The following is a 14148-nucleotide window of genomic DNA, read 5'->3' as shown; positions in this document are numbered from 1 at the left end:
CGCCCGCGTCGCCCCGTGGTATATGGAACGCGGATATATGGGGGCATGTATCGATGATGATCAGAACTTCGATGATGGTTGCCGCGGTGCTGGGCGGCCTGGCCGTATCGCAACCGACCCCGGCGCGGGCCGCCGGTTTGCTGACCCTGGAGGTCTGCAACAAGAGCGGCCGCAACGCGACGGTGGCGGCCTCCTTCATGGAGCCCGGCGACCAGCGCTGGGTCACCCGGGGCTGGTTCGCGGTCAACAACGGCGCCTGCATCACGGTCGGCACGACCGACAACGCCAACTTCTACATGTACGCCGAGACGCTGAATGACGGCGACTACGTCTGGAAGGGCGACCACACCCTGTGCGTCCAGTACCCTGGACCCTTCACCCGGTACGAGACCGGCTCGGGGCGGACCTGCGACACCTATGAAGAGCTGCGCGGCTTCACCAAGATGCATGCCGAGCAGGCCGGCAAATGGACCTGGACGCTGGATCCCTAGACCCTTTCAGGTTTTGATGTACGCATCAAAACCTGATCAAAAGGGTCTAGATTCAAACGTTTAGAGCATGTCCGGGCGGCCGAACCGCGTACACTTCGGCCTGACATGCTCTAGGGTCTGATCCGTTCGGCATACGACGCCGCATCTGGCTGGAAGAGGCGGGAACAATCCGGAGACCCGCGCGCTTCCTGATCAGAGCAGTCCGGCGTCGATTTCATGTCCCATCTGGCCAAGACCGTTATCGCCTTTACCGCCCTGGCCGCGGCCGGCTTCATGCTGGGCGCCAACAAGGCTCAGGCGGCGACCGGCAGTGTCTGCACGGCCCAGGCCCCGGCCAGCGGCGAGCTGCGCGGCCCCGTGCTGCAGGTCGAGGACGGCGCCACCCTGTGCGTGGCCCTGGGCGCGACGCCCGACCGATGGGTGCGTCTGACCCTGGCTGACGCCCCGGCCGCCAATCCCGTGCAACGGGCGTCCAACACCGACGAGAATCCGCGCGGCACGCTGATGGCGGTCGCGTTCAGCCAGATGGTCGATTGCCGGCAGCAGACCGACGGCCGCGCCGTCTGCCTGCTGCAGGACGGCCGCTCGGTCGGCAACCTCCTCAAGACCCGCGCCGCCTGGGCGGCCGGCAAGGAATGGCGTTAGTCGCGGTAGCGGACGAAGACGCAGGCCTTCCAGTTTGGCGAGCCCCTGATGATCAGGCTGGCGACCGCCCGAACGGCGTAACAGGACCTCACCGGCGCGGTCGAAGTCTGCTCGCCGCCGCCAGCGAAACGGACGAAATAGGCGCCCTGCTCGTTGGTGATGTTGCACATATAGACATCGAAGACCCCGCCGTTGCGCGGCTGCAGGTCGAGCCCGGATCCGCCGACCAGATCGTACATCACGTCATAGCGGGATGAGACCGGCCAGGCCGTCCCCGAATTCGGCGACGCAACCATGGTCACGCTACGGCAGGTCTGACTGGTATCCTGCGCCGCGACCGCGCCGGCGAACGCAGCCGCCGTCAGCATGCTGACCGCCCCGGCGACCCATTTTCTCAGCTTCAACATGTCGTCCTCCCCGGAAGAATGCTTCCGAAGACAACGCTATGCCGACTGGCCAGCAGAGGCCGTGACCGGCGTCACGCCACCCGCTGCTGCAGCGCCTGCGCCCCGTGCGGGGCCCGGACCTTGCCCTCGTGGATGATGAAGGCGAAGACGTCGCGTGGTTTTGAATCCGGGGTATGGGCCGGGTCGACCACCGGCAGATCGGCCGGAACGCCGCCGACCGCGAAGGTCTTCAGGCGGTCGGCCCACTGGTCGAGTTCGGCCGGCGGGTAGGCGGTCTCGCAGTCGTCGCTGCCGGTCTGCAGCCGGGCGTAGACGAAGTCGGCGGTGACGTCGGCGATCTCCGGATATTTCTCATGTTTGGCGTAGACGCAGGCGACGCCGTATTTGCGGATCAGGGCCGGGAAGTCCGGACTGCAGAAGCTGTCGTGGCGCACCTCGACGGCGTGGCGCAGGGGCCGGCCCTCAAGGGATCGGGGCAGCAGCTTGAGGAAGCCCTCGAAGTCCTCGGGATCGAACTTCTTGGTGTGGGCGAACTGCCAGAACATCGGACCCAGCTTGTCGCCCAGCTCGATCAGGCCCTGGTTCAGGAACCGCTCCAGCGACTCGCCGGCCTCGGCCAGCACCTTGCGGTTGGTGGTGAAGCGGCTGCCCTTGACCGTGAAGACGAAGTCGTCGGGCGTCTCGTCGCGCCACTTCTTCCAGCTGTCGGGCTTGAAGGTCGAATAGTAGGTGCCGTTGATTTCGATGCTGCGCAACTGGCGGCTCATGTAGCTGAGCTCATCCTTCTGCTTGACCGTCGGCGGGAAGAAGACGCCGCGCCAGGGCTCGAAGGTCCAGCCGCCACAGCCGGTGCGGATCGTGCCTGCCATCTCGCCTTTTCCCTTGCGCCTCTTGGTCCCGGACCTTCGGAACCTACAAGATGTTGGGGGTGAACAAAACGCGAAATCAGCACTTTCGCCGATTCGATCATGCTCTGTTTCCACGCTGTTCAGCGAGGGGTTAACAGGCGGCGGCCTGGCGTTAACCCGACCGGGCTCTCCGCACGAGCGTCGTCACTGTCAGGAGGGCCATGGCGGCGGCGGCGATCCACAGAGCCGCGCCGCCGACCCAGGCGAAGGCGAGGGCGCCGAGAAGGGCGCCGGTCAGCAGGCCCAGCCACAGCAGCAGCATCGGGATCCAGGCCCAGGGGTCGCCGCCGAACGGAATCAGGGCCAGGCGCTTGCCAAGCTTGACCAGGGCGCCGGTCATGTAGGTGACCCCGACGGGCGCTTCGGCCTCGTCGGTCAGGACGGTGTTCTCGGCCCCCATCGACAGGGCCAGCAGGCCGATCGCGACAGCTGTGGCGCCGAGCGCATGGCAGAGGGCGGCGACGGCAAGCCCGGCGGTGACCAGCGCAAGCAGGATTGACCTGTGACGCGCGCCGGTAAGGCGCCCGATCACCGTGCCGAGGCAGACGCCGCCAACGAACAGGCCGATCAACGCCGCCGCCACCAGGGCCGCCTGCGCCGCCTGGGCCAGGCCGACCGCCATGCGTGTGGTGTTGCCGCTCATGAACGAGATGAAGAAGCCACCGGTCAGCAGGAAGCCGACCGCGTCGACGAACCCGGCCACCGCCGAGAGGGCGGCGGCCAGAAGGCGGGTGCGCAGGTCGGCGGTCTGCATCGACTGGAGAGGCCCTTCAGGGTGACGGGTTCGCGCGCCGAGCACCCTAGAGGCAAGCAAACGCGCCGGAAACCGCTGAGGTCTCCGGCGCGCGCCTTACGCTTTACTGACGTGGCCGACTAGTTGCGGCGGTAGGTGGCCGGGTAGCGGTCGTCACGGATATCCATGCGGACCGTGCGGGCCAGGCTGTCGAGGCGGGCGTTGATGGCGCTCATGCCGCGCGGGCCGAGACGGCCGCCGTTGCGGCGGCGCATCTGCTCATCCGAGCGGCTGATGTCCGCCAGGGTGGTCAGGGCGTTGCGCGACTCGCGGCGGGTCAGTTGACCGTCGTTGCGAGCCTCACGGATGAACTCGCCGAGCAGGCTGGCCCGCTGACGGGTATCGGCCGAGGACCAGGCCTGACCGCCGCGATCGCGGCGGTCGCCACGATCATAACCACGGGTTTCGGTCTGGACGTAGGTCGTGCCGCCGACCCGCATCCAGCGGCCCTGGTTGTCGTAGTAGCCGCGGGTTTCGCCCACGACCCAGCGGCCATTCTCATAGTAGCCCGGCTGGGCGTCGGCGACCCAGACGCCGTTGCTGTCGCGACGGCCGGGGGCCTCGCCACGCATCCAACGACCGTTGCGGTCGTAGTAGCCCTGGGCCGGGCCGGAAACCCAGCGGCCGTTTTCGTAGTAGCCGCTCGACATGCCGGCGACCCACTGGCCGCGGCTGTCGTAGTAGCCGTTGGCGGCGGCGGGCACCCAGCGGCCGTCGCGGTCGGTATAGCCGCCGGCGCCGCGCGCCTCGACCCAGCGGCCGTTGTCGTAGTAGCCGTTCGGCTGGCCGTCGACGAAGCGGCCGTCGCGGTCGAAGTAGCCGCTGGCGCGGCCGACGTTGCGGTCGTTGGCGTGCCACAGGCCGTTGCGGTCGTAGTAGCCGTAGGCGCGGTCGCAATCGGCGCTGGAGCGGGCGATGGCGTTGCCGGCCACGGCCCCGACGATGCCGCCGACGACGGCGCCCTCGGTCCGGTTCTTGTCGGCCGCGACATTGCTGCCGACCACGGCGCCGACCAGGCCGCCGATGACGGTCCCGGCGGTGGTGCGGTTGTCACGCTGTTGTTCGCAGCGGTCCTGGGCGAAGGCCATGGACGGCAGCAGGGTAGCGACGGCGATGCCGGCGACCCAGATTGATTTTTTCAAGGGGAAGCTCCTCGGAGCGCATATGCGCGATCCGTTGGAGGGCTAACGGGCGGTTGGGGTGGAGGTTCCGGTTGGGGGTTGAAGGGGCGGGCAATTCCTCCTTCGGCAGGCCGCAGGCCTGACGGGGGAGGGGGACCGCCGGCGAAGCCGGTGGTGGAGGGGGCAGCGCGGTCGGGCAGGGTTTGCCATGAACGCCGCTGTTGCGACCGCGCCAGAACGCCCTTCATCCTGACAAGCCGGCGCTGCCCCCTCCACCCCCGCCGCTAAGTCGCGGCGGCGGTCCCCCTCCCCCGTCGCTGCGCGCCGGAGGAGGAATTTAGGGAGCGAGCAGTTCTTCGGCCCGGCGGGTCACCGCGGACAGGCGTGGCCCCCACTCCCGCGCCAAAGCCCCCGGATCATCCCCCTTGCCGGCGAACAGCGGGGCGTCCCAGACCATGGCGGCGCGGCCGAAGGGCACGGGGATCATGGCGTTGTCCCAGCTGCCCAGGCGCAGGGCCGGCTTGCAGGCCAGGCCGACGAGGAGGACCGGGGCGCCGGTGATGCGGGCCAGGGCGGGGGCGCCCGACTGCATCACCTCGTTGGGGCCGCGCGGGCCGTCGGGGGTGACGGCGATGCCGCCGCCCTGGCTGACCCAGCGGATCATCTCGCGGAAGGCCTGTTCGCCGTTCTTGTTCTTGGCGGGATCGGACTTCTTCTTGGAGGAGCCGCGGATGGCTGGAAAGCCGATGGCCTGCATGACCGTGGCGATGAACTGGCCGTCTGAGCTGCGGCTGATCAGGGCCCGCATGTCGTGGCGTTGTCCCGGCGCCTGGGGCCAGCTGGCCGGGGAGAGCGGGATGCGGCCATGCCACATGCAGAGGATGGCGCCCTTGCCGGCGTAGCCCGGCTGCCCGTCCCGCCAGGCGGCCCAGACGCTCTCGGCGCTGTCCTGGCCCTCGCGGGTCCAGCGCAGGGTCGCGAAGCACAGGCGCAGCCAGGCGGAGAAGATCAGGGCGAGGGCGTTCTGCACGCCCTCGGAGCGCAGCCACTTCTTCATGACGTCAGATCCGAGAGGGGCTCCGAGGCGTCGAGGTTCTGGGCCTGGGCGAGGCGGGCGTAGAGGCCCTTCTTGCGGACCAGGGCCGCGTGGGTTCCGGTCTCGACGACCTTGCCCTTGTCGATGACGTAGATGCGGTCGGCGTTCTTCACGGTCGACAGGCGGTGGGCGATGAGGATGGTCGTGCGGCCGGCCATCAGCCGTTCGAGGGCGGCCTGGACCTGGGCCTCGCTCTCGGTGTCGAGGGCGGAGGTCGCCTCGTCGAGGAGGAGGATGGGGGCGTCCTTGAGGAAGGCGCGGGCGATGGCGATGCGCTGGCGCTGGCCGCCGGACAGCCGGGCGGCGCCCTCGCCGACGACGGTGTCGTAGCCGGCCGGCTGTTCGAGGATGAAGTCGTGGGCGGCGGCGAGGCGGGCGGCCTGTTCGACCTCGTCCTGGGTGGCGTCCGGACGCGCGTAGGCGATGTTGTTGCGGATGGTGTCGTCGAACAGGAAGGGCTCCTGGGTGACCAGCGCGATCAGGCTGCGCAGGGACGGCGTGGTCAGGCCCCGCACGTCCTGGCCGTCGATGGTCACGGCGCCGGCCGTGACGTCGTAGAAGCGCGGCAGCAGGGAGAGGATGGTGCTCTTGCCGCCGCCGGAGGGGCCGACCAGGGCGATGGTCTCGCCGCGGCTGGCCTCGAGGGTGACGCCGTCGAGGGCCGGCACACCGTTGCCGTAGTGGAAGGTGACGTTGTCCAGGCGGATCGCGCCGTCCGAGGCGGTCAGCGGCCTGGCGTCGGGGTTCTCGGCCACTTCCGGCTGGACATCGAGGGCGTTGAACAGTCGGCGGGCGGCGGTCAGGCCTTCGGCGAAGACGGTCTGGGTGTTGGCGATCTGGCGCAGGGCGTTGGCGGCGGCGACCAGGGCTGCGGCGAAGCCCAGGAAGGCGCCGATGGTCATCTGGCCCTGGGAACTGCGCCAGCCGGCGTAGACGAAGACGGCGGCGAGGATCAGGTAGCCGATCAGCTCGGTGGTCGGAGCCGACTGGGCGCGGGCGTTGGCGCCCTTGATGATGTGTTTCTGGCGCTCGGCGACGGCGGCGGCGACACGGGCTTCCTCACGGGCCTCGCTGTTCTCCATCTTGACGACGCGGACGCCGTCCAGGCCCTCCATCAGCAGGCTGGACAGGGTGCCCGTGGCGGCCATGGCGCCCTTGGCCGCCTTCTTCGAGCGTCGCGAGAAGCGGTTCATCAGCTTGCTGGTGAACGGTGCGATGAGGAGGATAGCTAGGGTCAGCATCCAGTCGAAGCTGGCCATGACAATCAGCTGGCCCAGCACCATCATGATGCCCTGGGCGTAGTTGATGACCCCGGTGGTCGAGGCCTCGCGCATCAGGCCGGCGTCATACAGCACCTGGCTGACGAAGGAGCCGGAATGGGTGGCGCGCAGGCGGGCGAGGTCGGCGCGGACCATGCGGCCGAACAGCTGGACCTGCACATCGCCGACGATGCCGTGGCCGATGCTGTTGATCAGGTAGGACTGGACGATCTGGGCGATGGTCCGGGCCAGGGCCAGGCCGACGATGACGGCCGGGATGATCCAGACGGCCCCGGGCGAGCGCTCGACGAACAGGGCCTGCGAGCCGACGCCGAGGATGTAGCTGAAGCCACCGGCGCTGGCGGCGACCACAAGGGCGCAGAAGACGGCCACCGCCACGCCCTTCCAGCGGGGGGCGAGATAGCTCCTGGCGATGCGCGCGATCAATTGTCGGCTGCTAAGCTTGGGCGCGGCGTCGGCCAATGGAAGTCCTGAGAGGGTTTGCATCGCGGTGCGAGGCCACTACTTAGGACGCTCTGCGATGGAGCGCCACTTGTCTGGCTATGATCTGAGTACGCGTTGGGGCCGTTTCCGGGCCAACTGGGACTTCTTCTGGAAGGACCACGCCTTCCTGCGCCTGTCGTTCGCCAACGCCCACTGGATCGGTCCGGACATGGTCCGCGCCGCCCAGCCCTGGCCGTTCCAGCTGAAATACTGGAAGCGCGACGGGATCAGGACGGTGATCAACCTGCGCGGCGGGTTCGACGCCAGCTTCTATGTTCTGGAGCGCGAGGCCTGCGAGCGGCTGGGTCTGGACGCGGTCGATTTCACCATCACCTCGCGGGCGGTTCCGACCCGGGCCCAGGTTCTGGGCGCCAAGGAACTGTTCGAGACGATCAAGTACCCCGCCTTCATGCACTGCAAGTCGGGGGCGGACCGGGCCGGGATCATGTCGGTGCTGTACCGGCATTTTCACCTGGGCGATTCGATCCGCGATGCGATGAACGAGTTGGGCCTGCGCACCCTGCATGTGAAGCAGGGCAAGACCGGCGTGCTCGACTATGTGTTCGAGCGCTACCTCGAGGAAGCCGAGCCCAAGGGGATCAGCTTCCTCGACTGGGTGATGAGCGACGCCTACGACCCCAAGGCCATCAAGGGCGACTTCCAGGAAGCCTGGTGGGGAACGCTGCTGACGGATCGGTTGCTGAAGCGGGAGTAGGGCCCAACCTTCAGTCGCTCCCCCTCTGGGGGAGCTGGCGGCGCCGATAGGCGACGACTGAGGGGGCAGCGCCGGCACGGAATTGTCTTGGCGCAGATCACCTACGGCCGGTGCTGCCCCCACCACCACGCGCTTCGCGCGCGGTCCCCCTCCCCCAAAGGGGGAGGTACTGAATTCTTCCGCCTACCCCGGGAACCGGTCAAACACCGGGATGCCTTCGGGGATGCGGTGGAAGGCCTGTTTGTCCGCCGCCTGGATTACCATCGCCGGGCTGAAGACCGTCGGGTCGTCGAGGGTGCCGACCTTGAGGATCACCGCCGGCAGCATCTGCGGCCGGGTCGTGGTGTGGGTGCCGCAGTCGGCGCAGAATTCGCGGGTCGCGGCGCCGTCCAGGTCCTCGCGCATGAAGGTCTTGGGCGTCCCCTGGGTGTAGGTCACGGCGGGGATCGGGAAGGCCATGAAGACATTGGGCGAGCCGCCGGTGATGTACTGACACTCGCGGCAGTGGCACTGGCCCATCATCATCGGCTCGCCGTCGACGGCGTAGCGCAGCTTGCCGCAGTAGCAGCCACCTTCGAGCTTCATGTCGTCCTCCCGTTGCTGGCGGGAGGCTAGCACAGGCGACCGGTTTGATAACCCATCCGCCAACCTCACCACCGTCATCCCGGCCGCAGCGAAGCGGAGAGCCGGGACCCAGGTGTGCGTGAACTCGCTGTATCAACCGCCCGCGAGCACCGCCCCTGGGTCCCGGATAGCCCCTGCGGGGCTTCCGGGATGACGGAGGTGGGCGATCTCAGTGCTGGTGGTAGTCGTCGCTGCTCGGATCCAGCAGCTTGTGGGCGTGGATGATGAAGTAGCGGGCGTGGGCGTTGTCGACGGTGGCCTGGGCCTTGGCCTTCCAGGCCTTGTGGGCCTCGGCGTGGTTGGCGTAGGCGCCGACGAATTCGACCTTCGACAGGTCTTCGAACTGGATGTCGGTGACGTCTTTCAGTTCGCCGCCGATGACCAGGTGGAGCAGTTGCTTGTCCGGCATGTGGTTCCCGATTTTCAAGGTGACTTTGGGGAAATCAGTTTGGCAGGTCGATATGCGCAACGCGGTCCAGGATCAACGGGTGCACGCCCGGCGCGGCGCAGATCAGGCTGGGCATCAGAGGGACGGGCTTGTTGTAGCTGAAGGTCCGGCCCTTGTGGTCGGTCAGCACGGCGCCGGCCTCGCGCTGGATCAGATCGGCGGCCGCCAGGTCCCATTCGCTCTTGGCCGAGAGGGCCAGCGCCGCGTCGAAACGGCCGTCAGCCACGAGGCACAGGCGGTAGGCGATGGAGTTGCGGGTCTCGATCCGCATGTCGGGCCACGGGGTGCGCCAGGCCGGATGGCCGAACATCTTGGCGTCGCCGAGCATGCCCATGCCCTCGACGGCGCTGACGGCGGCGTTGGCCCGGATCGGCTGGCCGTTGAGGAAGGCGCCCTTGCCGGCCTGCGCCGTATAGGTCTCACCCATCTCAGGCGCGTGCACCACCGCGGCGATGGGCTGGCCGTCCTCGACGACGGCGATGCTGACCGACCAGTAGGGCTTGTAGTTCATGAAGGCGACGGTGCCGTCGATGGGGTCGACGACGAACAGGCGCTTGCGCTGCAGGCGGGCGGGGTCGTCGGCGGTTTCCTCCGACAGCCAGCCGTATTCGGGCTTGGCCTGGAGGAGCATGGCCTTCAGCAGGCTGTCGACCTCGATGTCGGCGTTGGTGACCGGGGTCTTGTTCTCCTTGCCCCAGATGCGCAGCCCCTCGGACTGCAGCCGCAGCGCCGTCTCGCCGACGGCGACCGCCGCCTCGCAGATGAGGTCGAGGTCGCTCACGAGCCGGCGATGGCCAGGCCATCGACGAGCAGCGACGGGGAATCGTGGCTGCCGCGGATGACCAGGTCGTTGCCCGGAACCAGGCGGGCGTAGATGTCGATCAGGTTGCCGGCGACGGTGATCTCGTTGACGGGATAGGCCAGCTCGCCGCCCTCGAACCAGAAGCCCGAGCAGCCGATCGACCAGTCGCCGGTGTTGCCGTTGAGCGAGGGGCCGAACATCGAGGTGACCAGCAGGCCCGCTTTCGCATCGCCCATCAGGCCGGCGAGGTCCTTCTCGCCGCCGGTGACGATGACATTGCTGGTGCCGACGCCGGGCGGGCCGGCGAGGCCGCGGCTGGCGTGGCCGGTGGTTTCGAGGCCCAGCTGCCGGGCCGAGGCGGTGTTGAGCAGCCAGGTGGTCAGTTCGCCCTCGTCGATCAGGGCCATCGGCTCGGTGGTCACGCCCTCGTCGTCGAAGGGCCCGGAGCCGAGGCCGCGCACCCGGTAGGGGTCGTCGAGGATGGAGACGTTCCTGGCGAACACCTGGCTGTTCAGCTTGTCCTTCAGGAAGCTGACGCCGCGGGCGATGCTGGGACCGCCGATGGCGCCGATGAAGGGACCGAGCACGCTCATGGCGATGCGGTTCTCGAAGATTACCGGGGCGGACTGCGAGGCGATCTTGCGGGCCCCGAGGCGACGGACCGCGTGGCGGCCGGCTTCCGAGCCGATCCAGGCGGCGTCCGGCAGGTCTTCATTGTGGCGGGTCGAGCGGCCTTCGCCGCCGCGTTCCATGCCCGAGCCCTCACCGGCGATGGCGCTGGCGCTGACCGAGAAGCCGCTGGCCCTGTGGCCGCCGTTGAAGCCGTGGCTGGTGGCCAGCATCCAGCGGCTGGTCGACCAGCCGGCGCTGCCGCCGTCGGAGTTGGTCACGCCCGGGGTGGCGCGGGCGGCGTCCTCGGCCTCGCGGGCGCGGGCTTCGAGAGCCTCGGCGCTGGGCTCGTAGTCGTCGTAGAGGTCGAGGTCGGGGTAGGGCCCGGCGGCGAGACGGGCCCGGTCGGCGAGACCGGCGTAGGGGTCTTCGGGGGCCAGGCGGGCCATGGCGACGACGCGCTCGACCAGCTTGGCCCGGCCGCTCTCGGAGATGTCGCTGCCCGAGACAGTGGCCTGGCGGGCCCCGACGAAGACGCGAAGGCCCAAGTCGCGGGCCTCCTCGCGCTCGACCTCTTCCAGGTCGCCCAGCCGGACCGAGACCGACAGGGATTGGCGTTCGGCATAGGCGGCTTCAGCCGCATCAGCGCCCGCCGCGATGGCGGCGCCGACAAGCTCGTTCAACAGGGTTTCGTCCATCAGGGGCTTATGGGCGCCCGGAAGACCTGCCGCAAGGGCTACTGGACCGCCTGGAACAGGCAGCTGGCGATGATGAAGATGTAGGCCAGCCAGGTCAGGACCACCCCGGCGGTGCGCAGCATGGAGACGCCGCCGCTGTTGCTGAGGCCGATGGCGTGCAGCACCCGGCCGACGAACATGACGAGGCCGCCGACATGGACCAGCAGCGGCGGGGCGCCGGTCAGCTCCAGCACCACCAGGCCGACCAGGCCGGCGGGGATGTATTCGACGGCGTTGGCCTGGGCGCGGATGGCCTGCAGCAACTCCGGGATGCCTTCGTCGCCGAGCGCGACCTTGTGCTTCTGGCGCTGGCGGACGACCAGCAGCGCCAGGATCAGCAGCAGCAACAGGTGAAGCCCGACCCAGAGGGCGGCGGCGTGGCCAACAGATTCCAGCGACGGCATGCGGGTTCCCCGGTCTTGAGGCCGGCGATTAGCCGCTCATTCGGTCAACGGATCAATAACGTTAAGGGCGAGCCGCGCCCGCCCTCGCGCATCAGAGCTCGCGGCCGATCGGATAGAGGCGGTAGTGCGTGTCGTAGAAGGGGGTGCGCTCGTAGAACCAGCTGAGGCGGGCGTCGGGATCGGCGGCGAACTTGGGGTCGGCCGCCAGCTTGGCCTCGAACTCAGCCTTGAGGGCCGGGTCGGCGGCCAGCATGCGGTCGGCCAGGGGGGCGACGGCGTAGCCCTCGATGTATTCGACCCGGTTCAGCACCTCGGGAATCATGCCCCAGGCGAAGAAGCTCTCGGACGATTGCGGCTCGAGCAACAGGACCACGATATCGCCGAGCGGCTGGTCGGTGGAGATGCGCACCGAACCGGCCGGATAGACCCAGTCGCGGGTCGCCGCGGTGACCTTGGTGACGGTGATCGGCACATGGCCCTCGTTGGTCGAGGCGGCGACCTTCGGGTCTTCGAGACGAAGCATCTCGACCTTGACGGTCTTCGGCTCGGTGAGGGTCTCCATGGCGACGCCGTGGATTTTCAGCCGCTCGATCAGGTCGGTGCGATAGCCCGGGACCCAGTAGGCCTTGGGACGGCTCAGCTGCAGGGTCGGGCGGCTGCCGTAGAAGGGCATCTGCCAGAGCTCCGGGTCGGGCTTGCCGAGCCAGCGCAGTTCCTTTCCGCCCGAGGCGGCGCTGTCGTAGGTCTCGTAGAGAATGCCCTTGAAGGGGCGGGTCGAGATCGGTTTGTCGGTCGGGGCGAAGTTGGCGGCGATCTTCGCCGGGCGCTCGGCGCGGTCCTTGTCGGTGGCGGCCCGCAGGTCGCCGCCCTTCTGGCTAAGCAGGAGCAGGGCTTCTTCGATGAAGACATAGGTGCCGAGGACGCGCTGTTCGTGCGGCTTGAGGCTGTGGTTCTCGATCAGGATGGTCGGGACGTGGGCGGCGGCGCCCCAGCCGTTGGAGAAGCGCTCGCCAAGGCCGCCGTCGCTGAGGCCCAGTTTGGGATTGCGGTCGTCGATGGCGAAGACCAGTTCGCCGGGGATGTGGCCCTGCTCTTCGAGGGCCTTGTACATGGCCGGCTTGAAGACGCTGTCGAGCCACTTGCTGCTCGCCGGCGAGCGGGTAAAGGCGCCGTCTTCGCCGTTGAAGCCGAAGGTGACGTCGTACTGGTAGTCGATGCCGTCGGTGACATGGACGTCGATATAGAGGTCCGGACGGTACTTGTTGGCCAGGGTCCGGACCGCGCGCATCTCGGGCTGGTCGAGCTTCATGTAGTCGCGGTTGAGGTTCTGGTTGGTGGCGGTGTTGCGCCAGCCCTGGATGCGCGGACCCCGCTGGTTGGGGCGGCTGTAGGCGCCGGACCGCTCGTGGCCGTCGACCGACAGGATGGGGATGAGGATCAGGTTGACCTTATCGACCAGGCTGTCCTTGCCGTAGAAGGCGATGTCGCGCAGCAGCATCATGCCGGCGTCCTTGCCGTCGATCTCGCCCGGATGGATCCCGGCCTGAACGAGGAGCACCGGCTTTTTCGGATCGAAGGTCGGGCCGTCCTTGCTGACCATCACCGCATAGATCGGCCGGCCCTGCGGCGAGACACCGAACTGTTCGATGCGGATCAGATCGCTGGCGGCGTCGAGCCTGTCGAACCAGGCGCGGGTGTCGGCGTAGTTGGGCGAGAAGTCGTGCTCGGGGTCCTGCTCGAAGGCGCTGGCCCAAGGGTCGCTCGCCGGCCGCAGCAGGGCCTTGGACTTGCCGTCCCATTCGGGCGCCGGGGGCAGGAAGGGCTGGTCCCAGGGTTTGGCGTTGGGGAGCGAGGACGGGGACTGGGACATGGCGGGACTCGACAACAGGAACAGGGCCGTCAGGGCCAGGGAGAGCTTGCGCATGGGTGGGGTGTAGGCCGTTTCGGAGAAGGTGTCAGGACGCGCCGCCACGCACGCTCCAGGGCGGGCCGGTAAGCAGGGTGGTCCCGTCGACCACCACGCCGAACAGTTGATAGCCGACCAGCAGCAGCATCAAGGCCAGGACGATCCGGCGCTGGGGCAGCAGGGCGGCCGCCAGGGTGACGAGCATGAAGAAGCTGGTGCGGGCGATGGTGATGGGCGGCAGGAGGAGCGCCAACTCGCCCGAGCGGCCGGCGATGACGACGAACACCCCGACCATGAACATGTTGGCGGACAGGACGCCCAGCAGCACCCAGCGACGATGCTCCCAGAAGTGCTGGTCCAGGTTGGTCCGGGCGCCGATCTGGCGGGGGAAGACCATGCTGGCCGCGATGTAGAAGACACTGGCCACGACCAGACCGACGAACAGCAGGGCATAGTTGAAGGGCGCGTTGCGGAAGGCGACCCAGGCCTGGACCCAGAAGGTCGAGATGTCGGTGGCGACGAACAGGCCAAGCAACGGGGTCAGCAGGCCGAAGTGGACCTGCTTGCGCTCATGGACGACGCGCGCAAAGCCGCCGACCAGCTCGGCGACCGAGAAGCCGAGCAGCAGGCCGTAGAAGGTAAAGAAGAACTCGAACGCGCTCATGTCGCCCCCCGGCGA

At 68.3% G+C, this 14148-nt stretch carries 16 protein-coding genes; 3 read left to right on the top strand and 13 right to left on the bottom strand.

The features are described from left to right. The first annotated feature begins 53 nt into the window (after positions 1 to 53). Positions 54 to 491: a DUF1036 domain-containing protein gene (locus tag AC2YG9_RS03175; RefSeq protein WP_487296467.1), complete on the top strand. Its 438-nt coding sequence runs from the start codon at positions 54 to 56 to the stop codon at positions 489 to 491. 216 nt (positions 492 to 707) lie between these two features. Next, a complete protein-coding gene (locus tag AC2YG9_RS03170) occupies positions 708 to 1136 on the top strand; it encodes a hypothetical protein (RefSeq protein ID WP_487296466.1) in 429 nt (142 codons plus the stop codon). Here AC2YG9_RS03170 and AC2YG9_RS03165 read toward each other — a convergent pair. The 6 genes from AC2YG9_RS03165 to AC2YG9_RS03140 form a co-directional block, all read right to left on the bottom strand. Next, a complete protein-coding gene (locus tag AC2YG9_RS03165) occupies positions 1133 to 1543 on the bottom strand; it encodes a hypothetical protein (RefSeq protein ID WP_487296465.1) in 411 nt (136 codons plus the stop codon). The genes AC2YG9_RS03170 and AC2YG9_RS03165 overlap by 4 nt on opposite strands. A 71-nt stretch (positions 1544 to 1614) precedes the next feature. Further along, positions 1615 to 2412, bottom strand: coding sequence for a DUF72 domain-containing protein (locus tag AC2YG9_RS03160; RefSeq protein ID WP_487296464.1), 798 nt, complete (start codon positions 2410 to 2412; stop codon positions 1615 to 1617). A 151-nt stretch (positions 2413 to 2563) separates the two neighbouring features. Beyond that, positions 2564 to 3205 carry a DUF1275 family protein gene (locus AC2YG9_RS03155; protein WP_487296463.1) on the bottom strand — a complete coding sequence of 214 codons (642 nt, stop codon included), beginning with the start codon at positions 3203 to 3205 and terminating at the stop codon, positions 2564 to 2566. Between the two features lie 119 nt (positions 3206 to 3324). Next, entirely contained in the window at positions 3325 to 4386 is a 1062-nt protein-coding gene (locus tag AC2YG9_RS03150; RefSeq protein WP_487296462.1) for a glycine zipper 2TM domain-containing protein, read from the bottom strand. Positions 4387 to 4702: 316 nt separating this feature from the next. Then, positions 4703 to 5422: a lysophospholipid acyltransferase family protein gene (locus AC2YG9_RS03145; protein ID WP_487296461.1), complete on the bottom strand. Its 720-nt coding sequence runs from the start codon at positions 5420 to 5422 to the stop codon at positions 4703 to 4705. Then, positions 5419 to 7227: an ABC transporter ATP-binding protein gene (locus AC2YG9_RS03140; RefSeq protein ID WP_487296460.1), complete on the bottom strand. Its 1809-nt coding sequence runs from the start codon at positions 7225 to 7227 to the stop codon at positions 5419 to 5421. Before AC2YG9_RS03140 ends, AC2YG9_RS03145 begins: the two co-directional genes overlap by 4 nt. Before the next feature lie 34 nt (positions 7228 to 7261). Here AC2YG9_RS03140 and AC2YG9_RS03135 point away from each other — a divergent pair, with 34 nt between their 5' ends. After that, positions 7262 to 7939: a fused DSP-PTPase phosphatase/NAD kinase-like protein gene (locus AC2YG9_RS03135; RefSeq protein WP_487296459.1), complete on the top strand. Its 678-nt coding sequence runs from the start codon at positions 7262 to 7264 to the stop codon at positions 7937 to 7939. 183 nt (positions 7940 to 8122) lie between these two features. Here AC2YG9_RS03135 and AC2YG9_RS03130 read toward each other — a convergent pair whose 3' ends face one another. The 7 genes from AC2YG9_RS03130 to AC2YG9_RS03100 all read right to left on the bottom strand — a co-directional run bounded on the left by AC2YG9_RS03130 (position 8123) and on the right by AC2YG9_RS03100 (position 14133). Then, positions 8123 to 8524, bottom strand: coding sequence for a GFA family protein (locus AC2YG9_RS03130; RefSeq protein ID WP_487296458.1), 402 nt, complete (start codon positions 8522 to 8524; stop codon positions 8123 to 8125). A 208-nt stretch (positions 8525 to 8732) separates the two neighbouring features. Continuing rightward, positions 8733 to 8972, bottom strand: coding sequence for a DUF4170 domain-containing protein (locus AC2YG9_RS03125; protein WP_487296457.1), 240 nt, complete (start codon positions 8970 to 8972; stop codon positions 8733 to 8735). A gap of 34 nt (positions 8973 to 9006) precedes the next feature. After that, positions 9007 to 9792, bottom strand: coding sequence for a 3'(2'),5'-bisphosphate nucleotidase CysQ (locus AC2YG9_RS03120; protein WP_487296456.1), 786 nt, complete (start codon positions 9790 to 9792; stop codon positions 9007 to 9009). After that, complete coding sequence (locus AC2YG9_RS03115; protein ID WP_487296455.1) at positions 9789 to 11120, bottom strand: TldD/PmbA family protein; 1332 nt, start codon at positions 11118 to 11120, stop codon at positions 9789 to 9791. Before AC2YG9_RS03115 ends, AC2YG9_RS03120 begins: the two co-directional genes overlap by 4 nt. Before the next feature lie 38 nt (positions 11121 to 11158). Then, on the bottom strand, positions 11159 to 11563 hold the full coding sequence (locus AC2YG9_RS03110; RefSeq protein WP_487296454.1) for an MAPEG family protein: 405 nt from the start codon (positions 11561 to 11563) through the stop codon (positions 11159 to 11161). Between the two features lie 91 nt (positions 11564 to 11654). After that, positions 11655 to 13487, bottom strand: a complete 1833-nt coding sequence (locus AC2YG9_RS03105) for a M14 family metallopeptidase (protein ID WP_487296913.1) — start codon at positions 13485 to 13487, stop codon at positions 11655 to 11657. A gap of 31 nt (positions 13488 to 13518) precedes the next feature. Further along, a complete protein-coding gene (locus AC2YG9_RS03100) occupies positions 13519 to 14133 on the bottom strand; it encodes a hypothetical protein (protein WP_487296453.1) in 615 nt (204 codons plus the stop codon). Positions 14134 to 14148 lie beyond the last annotated feature (15 nt).

The sequence above is a fragment of the Caulobacter sp. SRI_014 genome (genome assembly GCF_057586315.1).
Note: the sequence above shows the minus strand (reverse complement) of the source record. Positions and strands in the feature narration are given on the sequence as shown.

Excerpts from the sequence above, each read along its gene's own strand:
- AC2YG9_RS03125 (WP_487296457.1), bottom strand. The coding sequence starts at position 8,972 with ATGCCGGACAAGCAACTGCTCCACCTGGTCATCGGCGGCGAACTGAAA.
- AC2YG9_RS03175 (WP_487296467.1), top strand. The coding sequence starts at position 54 with ATGATGATCAGAACTTCGATGATGGTTGCCGCGGTGCTGGGCGGCCTG.
- AC2YG9_RS03140 (WP_487296460.1), bottom strand. The coding sequence starts at position 7,227 with ATGCAAACCCTCTCAGGACTTCCATTGGCCGACGCCGCGCCCAAGCTT.
- AC2YG9_RS03105 (WP_487296913.1), bottom strand. The coding sequence starts at position 13,487 with ATGCGCAAGCTCTCCCTGGCCCTGACGGCCCTGTTCCTGTTGTCGAGT.
- AC2YG9_RS03130 (WP_487296458.1), bottom strand. The coding sequence starts at position 8,524 with ATGAAGCTCGAAGGTGGCTGCTACTGCGGCAAGCTGCGCTACGCCGTC.
- AC2YG9_RS03155 (WP_487296463.1), bottom strand. The coding sequence starts at position 3,205 with ATGCAGACCGCCGACCTGCGCACCCGCCTTCTGGCCGCCGCCCTCTCG.
- AC2YG9_RS03100 (WP_487296453.1), bottom strand. The coding sequence starts at position 14,133 with ATGAGCGCGTTCGAGTTCTTCTTTACCTTCTACGGCCTGCTGCTCGGC.
- AC2YG9_RS03135 (WP_487296459.1), top strand. The coding sequence starts at position 7,262 with ATGGAGCGCCACTTGTCTGGCTATGATCTGAGTACGCGTTGGGGCCGT.
- AC2YG9_RS03115 (WP_487296455.1), bottom strand. The coding sequence starts at position 11,120 with ATGGACGAAACCCTGTTGAACGAGCTTGTCGGCGCCGCCATCGCGGCG.
- AC2YG9_RS03170 (WP_487296466.1), top strand. The coding sequence starts at position 708 with ATGTCCCATCTGGCCAAGACCGTTATCGCCTTTACCGCCCTGGCCGCG.
- AC2YG9_RS03165 (WP_487296465.1), bottom strand. The coding sequence starts at position 1,543 with ATGTTGAAGCTGAGAAAATGGGTCGCCGGGGCGGTCAGCATGCTGACG.
- AC2YG9_RS03110 (WP_487296454.1), bottom strand. The coding sequence starts at position 11,563 with ATGCCGTCGCTGGAATCTGTTGGCCACGCCGCCGCCCTCTGGGTCGGG.
- AC2YG9_RS03160 (WP_487296464.1), bottom strand. The coding sequence starts at position 2,412 with ATGGCAGGCACGATCCGCACCGGCTGTGGCGGCTGGACCTTCGAGCCC.
- AC2YG9_RS03145 (WP_487296461.1), bottom strand. The coding sequence starts at position 5,422 with ATGAAGAAGTGGCTGCGCTCCGAGGGCGTGCAGAACGCCCTCGCCCTG.